Below are 19,321 nucleotides of genomic sequence, written 5' to 3'. Positions count from 1 at the left end.
TATAAAAGGTTTCAATTTACATAAATTTATATTAAATTTAAAAAACAAATAACACTTCAATAAAAACTAAAAACTTAAATTTATAACTTTAATCTTATACTTATATTTTACAATAAATTAATAAGGAGATAGAAATGCCAAAATATTTACTATTAGCAGAAAAAATTTCAAAAAATATAAAAAAAGAACATACCAATAATCATCTAAAAAACCTAAATAATTTAATTATGGAAATCAAAAAAGCAATTAATGGTACAGAATTAAAGTTTTTATATAATTTTTTTGATTTCGGAGGCACACTTCTTAATCTTCAGGATGAGTTACCTTTCAAGTTAGATATTAGCTTGATTCCCATCTATAAAAGTGAAGAAGACTTTATTTTTTGGTTAGCAGATTTCATTGATCGAATCACTATCGACACAAGTAAAGGAGATTATTCAATAAAAAAGAAGTTAGCCATCCTACACTCTATTGTTGAGAAAATTGATCTATAGGCTTTAGCTTAGTATAGCCATTTTTTTAAAGGTCCATTGATATAGAACTATCTTTTTTATCGGTAGTTCTTTTATATGTAAAGTATGACGAACTCATTTTTAAGGCTCTTGTCGAGGGGCCGAGTTCATATCGTGTCTCACTTTACTTATATTTTCATAAATAATTTTACGTAATCTGTTTATTGCACCTAAAGGTTTGTGCTCAGGTAAAGCATGCCACGGCGTAAAGGAGAGATTTTCACAAAATTGATTCTGTTCCGGTGTATCAAAGCTTTGCTTTGGAATACGAATAGTTGCAACCTGATAAAAAGGTGCTTCTGCTTCTTTCCATTCTGTCATTGCATCTTCAACTTGCATTTGGGTTGAAGTTCTTGGCTGTATAAGAAACTCCATACAAGCGTCTTGTTTTTGCAGCGTATCTTGTAGTGCAGCTCTTAAAAAATTATGGTTTGGATGGTCAGGTAGAGATGTAGACACCTTAGAACAATTTCTTACGGAGTACTTAACAGCTTGACGGTCATTATCTAATCCTAATTGATAGGGCACCATAGACCAGTAACGTACATATAATGGATTAGAAATTTTAGAATTATGCGCTCCTAAAGCATTGATTGTTCCTTTAAGCCCTAAAGCAAACGGAATATGAAGCTTTCTGAGAGTACTTTTGCTGTTAACATCCTGCATAAAAGAAAGATATCTTTGCCCATCATTTACGAAAAAGACAGGATGATTGATCATAATAAAATCTTGAGTTGTCGCTTCTTTTTCACTTTCTAAAATTTTCTGACCCGGTACGCCTAAGACTTTTATGGCTATGCCGCGAGCATCTTTTTCAATGTCTGCTTGAGATGCATCGTTAGATGCATTCGAAAATCGAATCCAGGCTTGATAGCTCTTATCAGGAACAAATATACCTTTTGCAAGTTGAGTTGGAATATTTTTAAGTACATGGAACTCGGCACGCACACATCCATGTGCTTTAGGATGTGCATCTCTTAAGGCTTTACCAGGTGCATACTCTTTACGTATTGATTCTTCAATAACGGTAGAGATTTCTTGAGCCAGTTTTTTTTCATTTGGTTGGAGCTTTTCATTTAAATATTCATCAGGGATTGGATAATTAGTTGTATAGGTAGAAGTAGAAATAGCAGAAGCTTTAGTATTTTTATAAAATATTGGATCACTACAGCCACTTAATAATGAAAGAACTGGAGTAAAAATAACGAGTAGTCTAAAGTGGCTTAAATGAGAAAAGTTTGGCATTCATTGCTCCTTATTGCAAAGTCCACTTTAGAATTAAAATAATATGTTAGCTTTACATTATTTTAATGATTCCAACCATTATCTACTGTTAATAGATTAGACTAAATTGTTACTTATCTGAACAATATAAATAAAATTATTATTTAATATAAAGCTTCTTAAAACTATTAAGAGCAATATGACATGATAAATAATTCAGAAAATGTACAAAATAATTCGACTGTTTCACCTCAACCCATTACTCAAAATATACTTATTGATAGGTTCAACCCAACTTATTGGAGAATAGATGGTCCACAAACCATGTCTTTTGCGATTACCAATTATGGCAACGGTTTTGAGGCGTCTTTCCGCTCACGCATGACTACAGACTTGGCTGGTATTAGTTGGGACTCTTACGACTCTAAAGACCATAAATTTTTAGCTTATGAAACTAAATATAGCTATTCAGGTGTGGTATGGGACTTTGATATTGAACTATCACCATCTATGCCAGTTCTAAATAATGAGTCGCTAACTCCAACTTTAACGGTTTATTATAACGACAATGGAGTAGATAAAATTGCATATATCGTCTTGTTCAACTATGCAAATACTCCATCTTCAAGGTCTGCCCATATTCATATCAACTGGGATACGGTCAAAGCAGGTTTTTCAGCTACAGACAGTTTTCCAGTTACCAATATTCAGCAAATTACATTTTCGGCTTTTACAAGTAGTTATAACCCACACTCATCATTGCCCTTAAGTCAGGCTGAAGATGGTTATATTCGCATTACTAATTCAGTCGTGACAGGTGCAAATGCAAAACTAAATCTAAGCCGAGTGGTTGTACCACAGCATAACTATGGCTTATGTACCAGCTATGACGATCATTACGACCTGAACCCGCAGCGTATAGTAGATAACATGGCTGCTTTGGGTTATCACGGTTTCATTAATCATTACTGTGGTATGTCACATTATCCTGAAATAATCTGGAGAAGTGATATTAATAGATTCCAGATTCCTGACACACTCGTTACAGGACAGGATGTTATTAACCCATGTACCCGTAAATGGCATGAGAAATATGCCCAAGCTCTGCATAATGCAAATATGCAACCCGTTTTTGGGGTAAGTTTTGAAATGTACTCGCTAGGCGCAAATGAATTTTGGGCACAGCGAGACTGGAATAGTAATTTGGGTAAAACAGGCTACCAGCCACCAAGTTATTTCTTCAGTTTAAGTGATCAAAATGCTTTGGCATATTTACATAAAGTTTTTATTGAGTTTGCAGATACCATGGTGACGGGTGGGTGTGATGTCAACATGCAAATTGGTGAGCCTTGGTGGTGGTATAACACAGATACGAACTTACCATGTGTCTATGACTATCCAACCAAGTTAGCTTTTAATGCAGATACAGGTTTATATGCACCAGACTTAGGAACAATTTATGAGGCGATGAATAAAACAGGAACGCCGTATGATGAATTTAAAACATGGTTAAGAAATAAGTTAGGGCAGACCTGCCAAGATATTAGAACAGCAATTAAAACAAAATATGCAAATGCCCAAGTGTGCCCATTAATCTTTTTCCCATCTATTCGCTCACCAATACAAACCCTAGCAACTTATATTAATTATCCAAGTGAGCATTATTCATACCCTCATTTTGATTACATTATGACTGAAGCCTATGATTGGCTTTTAGAAGCGAAATTAGATTTAGCCCATCAAGCTGTTTCACAAATACCAACTCAAGATTTAGGCTATCCTGCCAGTAAAGTTGCTTATTTATCAGGGTTTGTACCAGATGCATCTATTGCTTATATCTATGGATTCGACAAAAACAAACCATATCGAACACCTATCTGGCAACGTATTTTTGGAGATATGCAAAATAATGTATCTCTAGGGCTTATGAAGCAATTTATCTGGGCATATCCACAAGTTATGTTTGACTCGATTACAATCGATACTACTCAAGCTCCAAATGGCTTCTTTGTTGAAAATACGCTCTATACACCTATTAGTGATAACACGCCATACCCACCGGATATTTACCTATAAGTAAAAATAAGCTGGTTACAAGATAATGATTTGATAAGAAACCTCTTCAAGTAAGGGGTTTTCTCGTTTTTTAAATGTAGGCTTGCTTAGACGTATGTGACTGGCTATGCTGTAATGGATTGCTATGAAAGCCAATTTTGATTTAAGCAAAATTAAGCTCTTGTATTAGCATTACATTATCTATTTTGCTCGACTATAAATACCGAATGATATAAAGGAAACCCAAAGATGAAATCTCGTGCAGCTGTCGCCTTTGCTCCAGGAAAACCTTTAGAAATTGTTGAAATTGATGTTGCACCACCCAAAGCGGGAGAGGTTTTAATCAAGATTACCCATACTGGAGTATGTCACACCGATGCATTTACCTTATCTGGCGATGATCCGGAAGGTGTTTTCCCGGCAATCTTAGGTCATGAAGGCGCGGGGGTAGTAATTGAAGTTGGTGAGGGGGTAACAAGCGTTCAGCCGGGTGATCATGTTATTCCGCTTTATACGGCAGAATGTAAAGAATGCTTATTTTGTAAATCTGGAAAAACCAATCTTTGTGTTGCTGTACGTGCAACTCAAGGTAAAGGCGTTATGCCAGATGGTACTACACGTTTTTCATATAAGGGCGAACCAATTTACCACTACATGGGCTGTTCAACCTTTAGTGAATATACGGTAGTAGCCGAAGTATCTTTAGCTAAGATTAATCCTGAGGCGAATCACGAGCAAGTATGTTTATTAGGTTGTGGGGTAACTACAGGTATTGGTGCCGTGCATAACACAGCGAAAGTACAAGAGGGCGACTCTGTTGCTGTATTTGGCTTAGGTGGTATCGGTTTAGCCGTTGTACAAGGAGCACGTCAAGCAAAAGCAGGGCGCATTATTGTCGTAGATACAAATCCAGATAAATTTGAGCTGGCAAAACAGTTTGGCGCTACAGATTTCTTAAATCCTAAAGATTATGACCAACCTATTCAGCAAGTCATTGTAGAAATGACAGGCTGGGGCGTAGATCATTCATTTGAATGTATTGGAAACGTCAATGTTATGCGCTCAGCTCTAGAGTGTGCACATCGTGGTTGGGGACAATCTGTCATTATTGGTGTAGCGGGTGCAGGCCAAGAAATTTCAACTCGTCCGTTCCAGTTAGTTACTGGCCGTAAATGGTTGGGTACAGCATTTGGTGGTGTGAAAGGGCGCTCACAACTTCCTAAAATGGTCGAAGATGCTATGAAAGGTGATATTCAACTTGAACCTTTTGTTACTCATACCATGCCTTTACAAGACATTAATACTGCTTTTGATTTAATGCATGAAGGTAAATCAATTCGTACTGTCATTCATTTTTAAAGGAAATAAAAAGGGCTATGATTTAGCCCTTTTTTACGCTTCATAGTTTTATATTTTAAATGGTATTACCACAAATATCAGTTGTATCTGGTGGGTAAATAAATTGAAGATCATCTCGATCAGTTATAAGTTCACTAGATAACTCTTGTCCAAATAATTGTTCAGAATATATTGCTATACCATTCATAATAGAAAAACGTATATTCGCAAGCGGAGCTGGCAAATTAGATTGATACCCCTGATCAACTCCATTTAAAATAAAGCCTACTTGCTTCGTGTTCTGATTAATATATATACCCAAGCGTTGGTATCCATTCATATTATTTGTCATATTTTGACTTTTGAAGTAAGGATGATCAGGTCCGCTATTATCACTAACTCGATATGCTAAAGAGTAATTTAAAGTTGGAGGATTCTCGCCAAAATCTGGGTCATAAGTCCCTGTATGAAACCCGTAGTTTGATCTAACGGTATATCCATTATTTGTTACGCCAGTAAAATCAATATTAGAGATATAAGAAGAGTTACCAACGGCTACAGTTGGAATTTTTAGTTCCATTTCAAAGGCAATAATGCCCTTATTAGGTATAGAGAAATCGCCAATATCATTAGTCGAGTTGAGACCTGCTTTACTTCTCGCTATATAATCTATATTGCCATATTCATTTTCTAGTATAGGATCTACTTTAAGGCTAAATTTTTGCCCACTTATTATTGGAAATATTTTCATAGGAAAATAATCAGGATGTTCATTATTCCATAGGTCATAATCTTCTTGAGTTGCATCAAAATGATATTGGCAGATTGGGGTAGAAGAATTAGGGGAATTCATTTGAGTCAAAAGGGGTTGAGATGCCAATTTTTCATTCTTTGTAGTTGATGAAATTCTTTTAGATGCGACTTTTTGGTTAGATTCATTACGTAATGCTGTATTGGTATTATCAGATGATACCTCATACATGGCCCAGCATAAGGTAATTGCACTAACAGCAACTATGCCTATTTTTTTCATAGATGTTCCTATAAAGTTAAGTAAATTCTTAGAAAGTATGGATAAAGAAAAAGTTATTATTAATTCTTAAATATTTGATATTGTTAAATTTAAAAACTATTGAATATGATTAATCATATTCAATAGTTACAGTTGCCATAGCACGAACTTTACCCGGTGTAACATTCGTTGCTGTTTGATAGTAGCGGGCAGTCATCGGTACGTTATATTGAAGTGTCTGGTTAGAAGACAATGTACCTAAAGCCAGCTTGTCACCTTTTTTGATAACCTGATTTTTATTTTGATAATTCCAAAGTAACTGAACGCCTACACCGTTTGCTTTTTCAGAAGCTGCAGCTGTATTCGCTAAAACCTGATTGTTTGTACCATCTTGAGTAAAGTCATAGGTCAAACTAATAAGATTTTTCTCTTCATAGCCAGTAGGGTTAATACCACCATTACATAGGATGTTCATATCAAAAGTTTGTTCACCTTGAGTTGAACCAACACCTTTAAAGCCAGCTTTAGTAACTGTTGGTAGTTGTACAACTTTATTGATATTACCTTGAATTTCACATGAAGAAGATGCAATGGTAATCGCATTGGCATTAACAGTACTTGTTAAGAAAGGCTTATCTGGAAAACCACGGATATAATAACTACTATATCTACCAGGAACTAAAGTCCCAGAACCTGTTTGTGAGGCAATTTTAATTATTTCCACAACAAAATAGCCATCTGCTAAGTAACGATTACCTGAGATTCCACCACGTTGATAAGGGTAATAACCAGAAAAATTGGTATTATTATCTGCTTCACGGTATAGGCGAATACCAATACCAGGAATATTGGTTGTATAGATGCTATTGCCTAAGGAGCTTAACGGATAAGCCTGTGTTAATTCCGCAACGGCAACATCGCGGCTATCACAATTATTTGCTTGTGTTCTAGTCCGGGTAATAGGAAAAGTCGCTTTTCTTAAAATCGCACCTACTTGATCACTAGGACGTACGACAACACGTCCCACCGCCATAAGAACATCATTTGCTTCATAATTGACTATATAGCATGCAGCATTAGCTTCACCATACACACCTAAGCCCGCGGTAAATAGAGCACCCGTTAATAATATTCTTTTCATTTGCAGACAGCCTCCGTCATTACCACGCTTTGTTGCTTGTTTTGCAACTGATTACCAACATTGTACTCAACCGAACAACGCTCATTGCTTTCGTCTCCCCATTTTACATACAGACGATCTTGAGCAAGTGGGGTACGTAAGTAAATCATACTACCTTGTGCAACAATACCTACAGCTTCGTCTTTTTGATTAAAGACTTGTGCTGCAAAAGGTAAGCTGTTGCCATCTGCAGTCTTACTATTAATATAAACTGCATAACCTGTCTTAGTCGCAAAATCTACTTTAGCAATTGCACCAGCAAACGGTGCAATACGTTGACTTGTTTCTTCAAGTTCTACTTTGCTAGACATTTCTTGAGGGTCAAGGGTAATGTCATTAAGACGGTATGGAGTAACATATGGAACTACGGCATAACCTGCTTTATTAATGCTTAGACCAACGGTATTACTTACTTTTGCGCCAGCTGCATCAGGTGCATGTACAAGTACCATTGTTTGACCTTGTTCAGGTCCAAATAACACACCTTTTGAGTGAGCAACGATACTACCGCTTAAGCTCACCATAGCTTGTTGATAAGAATCAGCCACACTATAAGAACCGCCAACAGTTGTATAGTTAGTACGATAACGACCATTTACGTTAAATGTTGGGTTTGCATAGTCCTGATGCGACATAGAAGCACCATAACTAAAGCGATCACCCACCATTCCACTTGCACCCACTGTACGACTATCTTCAGATGCAGTAATGTTGACATTAACTGAGTTCTTCTTGAAGTTCATTGGGAAAGACAATGTCATTAAGTATTCAGTATCACGTGATTGGTTACTTGCGCCGTATTCAACTTTACGATTGATCGCAGACAAACCATAAGTTAAGCCATGGTAATTATTGCTATAACCAATCTGATACTGTTTAGTTGTTTCACTACGGTTCCAATAATCGACCCATGAACCTACCATATAGAAGTTACCCCAACCCTCAGGGAGTCCTTGGTTCAAGGTAATCTGGAATTCACTACGTTGGCGACCCGCAGCGTAAGTATTGATACCTTTTTCTTCTAAATCACGAATAAGAAGGGCATCACGCAATTTATAGAAGTTTTCTGTTGAATAACGATAAGCTGCAAGTGTTAAGTTCGTATTGGTTGGTGAAATTAATTTACTGTAGCTTAAACGGAAACTTTGACCAGACTGCGAAGCTTGTTTTTCAAAGTCCGCCTCAGAATGCGTAACGTCAAATGCAACAGCACCAATAGGTGTTGCAAAAGCAGCACCCAGCAATAAAGCTGTATAATTTTCAGAAGCCTGAATTCCGGTATAACCCGTTAAATAGTTATTAATACCTTGTTGATATTTACCCTGAACCACCCAAGGATTAAGATCAATATCACGATCACGGAATTGACCTACAGTGAGTGAGTAACGGTTTACACCCGGACGTAACATCTGAACAACAGATGCATAAGGCACAGAAAATTTTTGTATTTCCCCATTCGCCTCAATAACGGTAACTTCAATCTCGCCACCAAATCCAGTAGGGTACAGGTCATTAATTTCGAAGTTACCCGGTGCTACCGTTGTTTGATAGATAAGTTGGCCTTGCTGACGTACTTCAATTTTTGCATTAGTTTTAGCATTACCACGAATACGTGGGGCATAACCAAGCATACTATTCGGCAGCATTCGATCGTCACTTGAGAAATCAATACCACGATAGCCATAAGAGTCAAATACTTCGCCGTTTGTAAAACTATCACCAAGTGTTAAAACACCACGATATTTCGGGAATGCTCGCTGTAAATAAGTACTTGTTTCTTCGTAACTTGACTTAGATTGATTTTCAGCAGGTGTATCTTGCCATTGCCACTGACCATTGTGACGTAGCTGCCAACCACCTAAATTTAGTCCGGCTGTGATACCCATAAACGCATTTGAGGTTTCACTTCTATCATTCGATTGAGTGAACGTTTTATAAGCACTACCGTTATAAGATAAAAAGCCTGCATTAATACCGCGATCCCATACGCTCGGATCGACATAACCTTGCGCATTTTTTTGTAATGCGACTTGAGGGATTGAAATATCGACACGTAAACGAGAGTTATCAAACTCGTAAAATGCATTTTCAACCCATTCTTCTATTTTGTAGCAACTATTATTTTCTTTTTGAAGGGGAGCATGCTTAGACAAAACCTCTTGTTTTACGCCGTATTCAAGAAGATTCATTCCTGTAAAGCAAGTGACCGCATTTTGTGTTGGGTCTACCGCCTTAAACACCATACGACGTTTACCAAACCATTGACCATTTACATATACGTCAACGTTATATTCGCCAGGTAAAACAGGGTTGCCATATTTAAAGCGAGAAATATCAACTTTTTTTGCATCGCCAATTAAGAAAGCAGAATCAAACTCAGCTTCGACAGGAGCACTCGCAGCTGTTTCTTCAGCGTGCACGAATACAGGCATTGTCATGGTAACAACACCGGAAGCCAAGTAATAACAAATATGGCGTTTTAATAATTTATAAGATTCTTGCCGTTTTTTTGGCATAGCTAAGTCCGCCTACTCACATAATAGGTGCTTAAAATTTATTAAAAAATATAAATCTGATTATTGAAGTTTTATTGAGTGTTCGACTCGGCCACCGTAGTCATTCACATTAATAAAACTCATATCCTGAAGATTGCCATTCTTAAGCTGAATGGATGCATCAGAAAAAGGCTTAACCATTAGCCCTTCAGGTAATAAATCTACTTTTTTATCGCCGACTTTCTGATAAACAGAAGTCATGGTGATATGAAAAGGTGTTGGATTTTTTACCGTTAAGTTTTGACCAGATTTAACCCATTGAAGCTTATCTGCCGCTAAGTTCGCATCATCTTTAATCGAAGCTGGACGATAGAAGAATTTAATACGTGAACGAATTGCTAATTGCAGAAAATTATCAGGTGTCGCATCTGAGCCCTTTGAGGTAGGTCTTGGAGGAATATCCAAAACATTTAACCATAAGACAGTTTCTTGCTTCTGATTTAACTGAGAAGCAGTGGGTAGAGCAGTAATACGAAAAGTCTGACTTTTTGTTGCTTCAACACGAGAAATTGGAGGAGCAATCATAAAAGGAACTTTTGATTGATCCGGAGTACTTTTTGGGTCGCCTTCATCAATCCAAGCTTGGACAAGTGCTGGTTTTGAACCGTTATTGCTAACTTGTAGCGTAACTTCTCGGGCATCTGATGGATAAATTACACGAGTGCCATGAATTACAATTTCTGCATGAGAGGCAGGGGCGGCTACCGCTGAAGCAAATGCCAAACCTAACAAAAAATTATAACTGTTCAATTTCATTTCAGGATTCTCAGCCAAGGAAGTTCGGGAAAGCGTTACACAAAATAGGGCTTCTATACGGATATAGAAACCCTATCATCCATCAATTATTGATAGATAATTGTGTATTGAACAGAAGTGTTGACTTTACCAGCAGTAGAAGCGCCAGTTGCATAGTATTCAGCATAGTAGTTAAGGTCTGCACTACCAGCTGCTGCAACGTCAACCCATTGAGAGTTTGCTTGAGCGCCATTTGCACCAGCAGCAAGAACTGGAATTACTTGGTTGTTGCTACCTAAAAGTTGAACGTTAACGTTTTTAGCACCAGTAGCGTCTTGGTTAAGTAAACGACCAGTATTGAAGTCAACCGTTGCACCTGGTTCGAAGTAAGTCGCAACTTTACCTTCTGAACAGTTAGCTAATTTGATCTGGAAAGGAGTACGACCAGCAACGTTACCAGCAGCTGCTAAAGTTTGTTTAGAAACAGTTGGAAGAGTAACTGTGAAATCTTTACCAGCAGGTGTAACGATGTCACAAGTTTTGTCTGTAACTAAACCATTAATTGTAATTGTACCATCAGCAGCTTGAGCGTTCGCAATCCCTACAACTGAAAGAGCAGCGATAAAAGCAAGTTTTTTCATAGTGTTTTCTCAAAAAGTCTGGATAAAAGTTTAATCTGTTACTTTTCCAGAGGTTGACATCTTGAAAAGTAATGCGGCGATACTAACATTTTTTTAAACAAAATGCAAACTAGATCACATATTTTTTAAAGAATAAGAAAAAATACCATGAATTTAGAGTAAACATGACAAATGCTCTTTTTGAGTTAAGATTTTGTTTTTAAATATGAAATATTTGATAGAAGTTCTATTAAGAATAATTGCAAAAGAAAAATACAATTAAAGAAAATTATTTTAAGAAAAATTTAATGAAGTAATTATATAGAACAATTTATCTTTATGCATGAAAAAACGTGAAAAATTTATCATTTATTAAGCAAATAAGAGCGAATTGTTAACTCTAGCTAAGTATTGCACTATAAAGTCAAAAATTCACTCTTATAAGGCCATTCATACTCAAGTAACCGTAAAGAGTTAAGACTGAGTTGATGTTGAAAGCTCGTTCATTTCAATGATAGTTAACAAGCACTACTTTTTTATTAGCACTTATAGTTTCAATACTCGTATCCATTTTTTCAGTATGTCGCGCTAAGTTGAATACATTATCTTTGTTTAAATATTGAGTATCAATAGTTGTATTCAAAGAATTGATTTGAGCGCATTCTTTTTCAATATTTACTGTAGAACAAGTATCTTCAACAATATTTCCTTTAATCATTATTGTGTTATTCGCATAACAAAATAGTGGGGAAGTGGAAAGTACCGCCAAAACTACAATTTTAAATATATTATTTTTCATTTTATATATACCTATTTATTAAATAGTTAATATAAGAGATACAATAATTTTTATTTAAAAACAATATGAAAATTCATTTTAATAAAAAAATAATAAATAACATGTGACGCATATCTCACTAATTATTTTATTTATATAAATAGTTATTGCTTTATAGCTATTTTGCTAAAAATGATAATAAAATCACATTTTAAACAAATAATGAATCTTAGTTTGTATAAAATTAAATTACTGATAATGAATGCTTTAATTTAAAATATTCTTATTTTTTTAAAAAAATTAAAAAACTCGATGATTTAAAAATTTATATTATTTAATAAAATAATATATTTTACTAAAAAACAATTATGTAATTAGATCTTTAACTCTAATTTGTGGTGATTTATATAAATTAAAATATAAAAGCTTTAAGTTAATAAGAACAATATTGAATACATTTTAAACAGTAAGTAGAGTTGTTTAGCACAATTAAATAAACTCTCATTGTATGAGGCAAGTTGTAACTTTGCTGAAATCTAGGTAATTTAATTTTAAATAAGTAGCATTTAGATATAAGAAAATTATTTTACAGTTGTAGAGAAGAAAGCTGCCTAAATTTGGTTATTCAATTAACAATTAAGTTTCATATCTGTAATTTAATTCAAATTTTGAATTTTTAGTTAAATCACAGTTTTGGCGTTAATGCACAATGAAGCTTAAAAAAGTAAAGAAATAATTTATAAAAATGCCATGCTTTCTAGGATGTAGTGCAATAGCTAAAATGGAGCGTGAAAGATAAGACATAATATTTTTATCAGACTTTAGCCAAAAATTTCATTGTTGGCTAAGCAAAGCACAGCACCAGTGTATAAAAATAAGGAGGATCAAAGACCTAGGTGTAAATTACACAACAGTTCGTATAATGTATATTATGTTAAATAGAATATCTGAAAACCTACCATATATATGACTCTGGCTACTCTACATTACTGCTACGCCGTTTATTCTTTACTACAGTAAATTTTTAGCTTGGTATCTGTTGCTCAAGCAACTTACCAAGCCGTGCCACTCTTAAAGACTTAAACTGGCTAACCCTATTTCTAATCTTAGCCAAAATAGTTCTGGCAGCTTTCTACAAAATGTAATTACACTTTTATATTTCCCCTAGTGAGCCGAGCTACCTTACTAAATTCTAAATTTACGAGCCGTATTATGGCTACTGGCTGCTATACAAATTTCTTTTTCTAAATCACCTTTTAGTCTCAAAATTCTTAGCCTGCCCACGCTAAAGCTTAAAATACTAAATCTTTGTACTACATTGAAATTTAATAATAAATTTTTAAAAATCTCTTTACACGCCTGGAAAAACTGATATAGTACGTGTGTACAGCTATTGCTTAAATTTAACCTAATAGTTCATATGAACTTAAGCGCTGAATATATGATGTCATAGCAAAATTTAATCATCTAAAGTAAAAATAAGCTGATCAGGAATCTCTATATCAGCTTATTTTTTAGACCACAACTAGTTAGCTTTTAGATATTCCTCCTCCTAAAGCTTTATATATTTCGATTTGGTTATTGAATTTCATCTGTTCAAGCGCAAGTAAGCCTTGTTGTGCTGCATAGGCAGAACGCTGCGCATCTAAAACCGTAAAATAGCTATCAACGCCTGCTCTATAACGTGCCATGGAGAGTTTATAGGTTGCATCAGTCGCAGAGACTAAGCGACGTTGTGCATCTAACCTTTCTCCGATATGTGCATGCGTAGCCAAAGCATCATTGACTTCACGGAATGCCGATTGAATAGCTTTTTCATATTTAGCCAATGCAATTTTCTGGTCAGTTTCTGCAATTTTAATATTAGCTTTTCGTGTTCCCCAATCAAAAATTGGTAGATCAACACTAGGTCCAATCGACCATGCAAAATTGCCTGTTTTAAATAAATCTTTCAGTTCAGACGATGCATAACCCGTCGAACCTGTCAGGCTGATGGTCGGGAACATGCGTGCCTTGGCAGCACCAATATTCGCTCCGGCAGCACGTAACTCATATTCGGCAGCTTTAAGATCTGGACGATGATTTAATAAATCACTTGGTAAACCGGCTGCAAAGGTTTTCTCAAAGGTAATATTTTGAATTGTATGATCAGGAAGTAAATTTTGCGGAACAGGATGACCTGCTAGCAAATCCAGTAAATTTTTTGCCTGTTGAATCTGAGTCTTATACGTGGCCACATCATTTCGTGCTGTTTCAACCGAAATTTGTGCCTGTTTTAACGGAACTTCACTATCAATACCAACTTCAAAACGCTTTTTATTAAGATGATAAGAATCGAGTTGTGTTTTTAGAGTCTGCTCTGCAAGATTTAAATTAGCTTGAGCAAAAGCATAGTTTAACCAAGCTTGCGTGACATTGCTGATTAAACTAATTTGAACTGCTTCTTTAGCACTTTGTGTTGCTAGATAATTATTTAATGCCGCATCTTTTAAATTTTGCACACGTCCCCAAAAGTCTAGTTCATATGCGGTCATTCCTAAACCAACCTGAAATGTAGAAGCTGGGTTATTAGGATTAATAGACGGATCAACTTGTCTTGCTGCACCTCCCATTACACCAATGGTGGGTAACTGGCTATTTTTTGTGATTTGGTATTCTTGCTGTACACGTTCAATATTGAATGTGGCAGTACGTAAATCACGGTTGTTATTTAAAGTTATTTCAATAACCTGTGCTAATTTCGGATTAGAAATAAACTCTTTATAACTTTGTTCAGCAATCGTTTTTCCAGAAGTATTTTGAGAAAAGTTGTGTGGAATATGAGATGTAATTGCAGGTTGTGGAGCTTGCATATTGACACATGCAACGAGTGCAATTGAGAGTGTAGAAATAACGAGTCCACGAGATACAGTTGCCGATTTCGACATAGTATTCTCCAAATAACAAAATGAGTTGAGTAGCTGTGTAGATCAGAGGAAATTTAGTATTCCCTCTGATGCATTGAATTTAGGAAGAGATTTTTTTCTTAGAGGAAAATAGCTTTTCTACTGCACCCAGAATGAAGATAAAGAATACGGGAACAAAGAAAATAGCCAGAATGGTTGCTGAAATCATGCCGCCAAAAACTCCTGTACCCAAAGCATGTTGAGTTTCCGAACTTGCACCAGAAGCAATCACCAAAGGAATTACACCACAGGTAAACGCAAGAGAAGTCATCAAAATTGGACGTAATCGAAGTTTAGCTGCTGCAACAGTGGCTTCAATCAAACTCATGCCTTCTTCTTTCAGCATTTTTGCAAATTCAACAATCAAAATTGCATTTTTTGCCGATAAACCAATAATGGTAATGAGTCCAATTTTGAAGAACACATCATTCATTAAGCCTCTAGACATAATGGCAATAATTGCGCCGAAAATACCGAGTGGCACAACCAGCATCACAGAAAGTGGAATTGCCCAGCTCTCATAGAGTGCAGCCAATACAAGGAAAACAACTAACATGGATAAACCAAGTAAAAAGGCCATTTGAGATTCAGACTGTTTTTCCTGTAAAGAAATACCCGTCCATTCATAACCAATACCTTTCGGTAATTTCGCAATCAATTGTTCCATTTCACGCATTGCCTCACCCGATGAAGTATCGAAGTTCGGAATACCGGCAATACTCAAAGATGGACGTCCGTTGTAACGGTTATATTGTTGCGGTGCTTTATTCCATTGTGGCGTCACAACTTCAGATAAAGATACTAATTGACCGCTTGAACCCATGACTTTCAGATTCAATATATCTTTCAATTGCATACGTGATTTGGCCTCAACTTGTACAATGACTTGTTGCATGCGTCCTTGATTAGGAAAGTCATTGATATACATTGAACCCATTGATGTAGAAATGATGTCTGAAACATCAGAAAACTTAACACCAAGTGCACTCAGCTTTTCACGGTCAATTTTTAAAGAAATATTGTCACCTTGTGGCAACCCCTCATTCCAAACCATATAGAACTTTTTATTCTTGGCTGCCATTGCCATAAGTTCATCTTGAGCAGCCAATAAAGCTGGCATACCTAAGTTAGCACGGTCTTGTAAACGTAAACTGAAACCAGAAAAAGTACCTAACTCATCAATAGCAGGTGGCAATACAGCCATGGTCTCACCTTCCGTACTATTTGCCATCGAGGTATTCACGGCGTTCGTCATTTCTGATGCCGTACCAGTTCGTTCTTTAAAGTCTTTAAGGGTAGTAAAAGCCACCGCTACGTTTTGTCCTGCACCACTAAAGCCCCAACCTAAAATAGTGGTATTACTTTTTACATCGGGGTTATCTTTCAAATTATATTCAAATTGATTGACTACATTTCGGGTACGTTCCGTAGTTGCATCTGAAGGTAATTGAAATGAAGTCATGAACCAGCCCTGATCTTCCTCTGGCATAAATGCAGTTGGCCAATATTTCATTCCGGCAAAGGTAATACCGGTAATCACTAAAAAGATCACCATCATTGGCACAGTATGTTTGATGATTTTAAGCAGCATCAACTCATACTTTTTAGTGACTTTATCGAAGCTGCGGTCAAACCATGCAAAGAAGCCTTTCTTCTGATGATGCCCATCAATTGGTTTTAGAATCGTAGCGCAAAGTGCCGGTGTTAAAATGAGTGCCAATAGCGCTGAAAATAAAATAGACACCGACATGGTCAAGGTAAACTGTTTATAGATAACCCCTACAGAACCACTCGCAAATGCCATTGGTAAAAATACTGCTGCCAATACCAGTGTAATACCAATAATCGGGCTGGTAATCTCTTTCATTGCTTTAGATGTTGCTTCTTTAGGATTTAATCCCTCAGTCGCCATAATCCTTTCTACGTTTTCAACCACGACAATCGCATCGTCGACAATAATCCCGATGGCAAGCACCATACCGAACATGGTGAGTACGTTAATTGAAAAACCGGCAAGTAGCATTACGGTAAAAGTACCGAGTAAGGCAATAGGTGCCACAATTGCTGGAATAAGCGTATAGCGGACATTGTGCAAAAATAAATACATCACAATGAAAACCAGAACCATGGCTTCAAGTAATGTATGAATTACTTTCTCAATTGAAATTTTAACAAACGGCGCGGTGTCGTAAGGAATACTAAACTCCATGCCTTCTGGTAAATTTAACTTTAGCTCTTCAATTTTTGCTCGAACACCTTCGGCAGTTTTCACGGCATTCGCACCGGGACTTAACTGAATTGCTGCCGCAGTCGCAGGTTTACCATTTTCCAAAATAGCAAAGTTGTAGGCTTGGGAACCGATTTCAACATTTGCAACATCAGATAACTTGATAACGCTACCGTTAGTTTTACTTTTTAAACTGATATTTTTAAATTGCTCGACACTAGACAATTGCCCTTGTGCAGACAGTGGAATAGTAATGAGTTGCCCTTTCTCAGCGGGTAAATCACCAAGTCGACCGGGTGCAATTTCGACGTTGTTTTCTCGAATTGCATTATTCACATCACTAATTGATAAACCGTAAGAAACTAACTTATTTGGGTCGACCCAAATACGCATAGCTTTCTCGGCACCAAAAGATTGAACCTTCCCTACACCTTCGACACGTTTTAGCTCTTCTACAACATTACGAACAAGGTAATCACTTAAATCAACTTCGGAATATTGATTATTTGGAGAGTTAATCCCGACCAGCATTAAAAATCCGGACGATGAAGCTTCCACCTGTAAACCTTGCTGACGCACAATCTGCGGTAAACGAGCTTCTACAGCCTTGATTTTATTTTGAACGTCGACCTGAGCCATCTCGACATCCGTGCCCGGTTTAAACGTAGCAGTAATCTCTGCTGTACCGGAGGTATCTGTTGTCGCACTATAGTAGAGTAGATTTTTTACACCCGATAATTCGCGCTCAATTAAGGTGACGACACTATCGTTAATAGTTTTAGCTGTAGCACCCGGATAAACCGCACTAATATTTACTTGTGGCGGAGCTACACTTGGAAAGCGCGCGATTGGTAATTTAGGAATACTTAGCAATCCAAATATAATAATAAAGATCGCGATAACCCATGCAAAAACAGGACGACGAATAAAAAATTGTGACATCATGATTGAGCTCCTTCAGTTGTAGAAGCTTTCTTTTCTATACTTGGAGCGTCATTTACAACGGCTGGGGCTTTCCATACAGCCATTGCCAATTTTTGATTTGGCTTAATGCGTTCAATGCCTTCAACAACAACTTTATCGCCAATTTTCAAGCCTTTGTTGGCAATGTAATATTGCTCATATTGTTGTCCAATTTCGATAGGACGAATTTCCGCTGTGCCTTTAGCGTTAATAACATATACCTGCGGCTCACCATTAATATTACGTTGGATCGCTTGTGCCGGAACCAATAACGCTTGAGGAATAGAAGCACGGTCAATATTGACGCGCACATACATGCCAGGAAGTAATTTTCGTTCAGTATTATTTACCTCTATACGGAACGTAACATCGCCCGTTTCAGGATCAACATTAATATCTTCAAATAATATCTTTGCTGTTACGTTATAAGGCTGCCCATGACTGTTAGTAATACGAACGGTTTTGTCACTATTTGCTGATAGCTCACCGCTTTGCAAAGCAGCTTGTAAACGCTCATATTCACTAATTGATTGCTTTACATCAACATAGACTTTATCAATTTGCTGGATGGTTGCCATGGTATTGGTATCACCTTGACCAACCAATGCACCTTCAGTAACAAAAGATTGTCCAATCCGGCCGGAAATAGGCGCTCGAACTGTTGCATATTGCAGATTCAAGTTTTGTCGAGTCAATACTGCTTTCATTTGAGCGACATCAGCTAAAGCTTGACGATATTGAGCTTGGGCATTACTTACTTCTTGCTTACTAATTGCATTACTTGGTAAGAGCTGCTCATAACGTTCTAGCTGAACTTTGAGCCTCGCAACCTCTGCTTCAGCCTTATTTAACGAAGCCCGATTACTATTTACATCTGCCTCAAAAGTTTCTGAATTAATTTTATATAAAGCTTGCCCTGCTCTAACTTCACTACCCTGTTTAAATAAAACCTTTTCAATGATGCCTCCCACTTGTGGACGGATCTCAGCCGTACGGAACGCATGTACCCGTGCAGGAAGATTTTCACTAAAGTTTACCGATTGCGGTTGAATACTTAATACACTGACTTTAGCCGGCGGTGGCTCAGGTTGAGTTGCTTCTTTTGAATCACACCCCTGTAATATAAGCCCAATAGATAAAAATAAAGGAAGTAAAAGATGCTTTTGCATACTGTCCG

The 19,321-nt window shown here is 36.7% G+C and carries 13 protein-coding genes; 3 read left to right on the top strand and 10 right to left on the bottom strand.

Going from position 1 to position 19,321, the window contains the following annotated elements; translation table 11 throughout:
- Nucleotides 1–134: 134 nt before the first annotated feature.
- A complete protein-coding gene (locus tag J671_RS13935; RefSeq protein ID WP_004887222.1) occupies nt 135–494 on the top strand; it encodes a hypothetical protein in 360 nt (119 codons plus the stop codon).
- A 99-nt stretch (nt 495–593) separates the two neighbouring features.
- Here the strand turns inward: J671_RS13935 and J671_RS13930 are convergent, their stop codons facing one another.
- A complete protein-coding gene (locus J671_RS13930; protein ID WP_004887221.1) occupies nt 594–1,757 on the bottom strand; it encodes a catalase family protein in 1,164 nt (387 codons plus the stop codon).
- A gap of 183 nt (nt 1,758–1,940) precedes the next feature.
- On the opposite strand from J671_RS13930, the gene J671_RS13925 reads away from it, so the two are divergent.
- Nucleotides 1,941–3,812, top strand: coding sequence for a hypothetical protein (locus J671_RS13925; RefSeq protein WP_004887218.1), 1,872 nt, complete (start codon nt 1,941–1,943; stop codon nt 3,810–3,812).
- Nucleotides 3,813–4,040: 228 nt separating this feature from the next.
- Nucleotides 4,041–5,150: an S-(hydroxymethyl)glutathione dehydrogenase/class III alcohol dehydrogenase gene (locus tag J671_RS13920; protein WP_004887215.1), complete on the top strand. Its 1,110-nt coding sequence runs from the start codon at nt 4,041–4,043 to the stop codon at nt 5,148–5,150.
- 55 nt (nt 5,151–5,205) lie between these two features.
- Here the strand turns inward: J671_RS13920 and J671_RS13915 are convergent, their stop codons facing one another.
- From J671_RS13915 to adeA, 9 genes are all read right to left on the bottom strand, one after another.
- Nucleotides 5,206–6,162, bottom strand: coding sequence for a DUF4882 domain-containing protein (locus J671_RS13915; protein WP_004887213.1), 957 nt, complete (start codon nt 6,160–6,162; stop codon nt 5,206–5,208).
- Between the two features lie 109 nt (nt 6,163–6,271).
- Nucleotides 6,272–7,282 (bottom strand): fimbrial protein, encoded by a 1,011-nt coding sequence (locus tag J671_RS13910; protein WP_002049906.1) that lies wholly within the window; start codon nt 7,280–7,282, stop codon nt 6,272–6,274.
- Nucleotides 7,279–9,837: a fimbria/pilus outer membrane usher protein gene (locus J671_RS13905; RefSeq protein WP_004887210.1), complete on the bottom strand. Its 2,559-nt coding sequence runs from the start codon at nt 9,835–9,837 to the stop codon at nt 7,279–7,281. Before J671_RS13905 ends, J671_RS13910 begins: the two co-directional genes overlap by 4 nt.
- A gap of 60 nt (nt 9,838–9,897) precedes the next feature.
- Nucleotides 9,898–10,632: a molecular chaperone gene (locus J671_RS13900; RefSeq protein WP_000774082.1), complete on the bottom strand. Its 735-nt coding sequence runs from the start codon at nt 10,630–10,632 to the stop codon at nt 9,898–9,900.
- Between the two features lie 86 nt (nt 10,633–10,718).
- Nucleotides 10,719–11,252, bottom strand: coding sequence for a fimbrial protein (locus J671_RS13895; protein ID WP_031982638.1), 534 nt, complete (start codon nt 11,250–11,252; stop codon nt 10,719–10,721).
- A 487-nt stretch (nt 11,253–11,739) separates the two neighbouring features.
- Nucleotides 11,740–12,030, bottom strand: a complete 291-nt coding sequence (locus J671_RS0104545; protein ID WP_004887207.1) for a hypothetical protein — start codon at nt 12,028–12,030, stop codon at nt 11,740–11,742.
- A gap of 1,508 nt (nt 12,031–13,538) precedes the next feature.
- Nucleotides 13,539–14,936, bottom strand: coding sequence for a multidrug efflux RND transporter AdeABC outer membrane channel subunit AdeC (gene adeC / locus J671_RS13890; protein WP_004887206.1), 1,398 nt, complete (start codon nt 14,934–14,936; stop codon nt 13,539–13,541).
- 79 nt (nt 14,937–15,015) lie between these two features.
- Complete coding sequence (adeB, locus tag J671_RS13885) at nt 15,016–18,126, bottom strand: multidrug efflux RND transporter permease subunit AdeB (protein WP_004887205.1); 3,111 nt, start codon at nt 18,124–18,126, stop codon at nt 15,016–15,018.
- Nucleotides 18,123–19,313, bottom strand: coding sequence for a multidrug efflux RND transporter periplasmic adaptor subunit AdeA (gene adeA, locus J671_RS13880; RefSeq protein ID WP_004887204.1), 1,191 nt, complete (start codon nt 19,311–19,313; stop codon nt 18,123–18,125). The genes adeB and adeA overlap by 4 nt, the downstream gene beginning before the upstream one ends.
- Between the last annotated feature and the right edge of the window lie 8 nt (nt 19,314–19,321).

The sequence above is a fragment of the Acinetobacter sp. 1130196 genome, from assembly GCF_000588095.1.
Taxonomy (GTDB): domain Bacteria; phylum Pseudomonadota; class Gammaproteobacteria; order Pseudomonadales; family Moraxellaceae; genus Acinetobacter; species Acinetobacter nosocomialis.
This window is presented reverse-complemented; position numbering and strand designations above follow the sequence as displayed.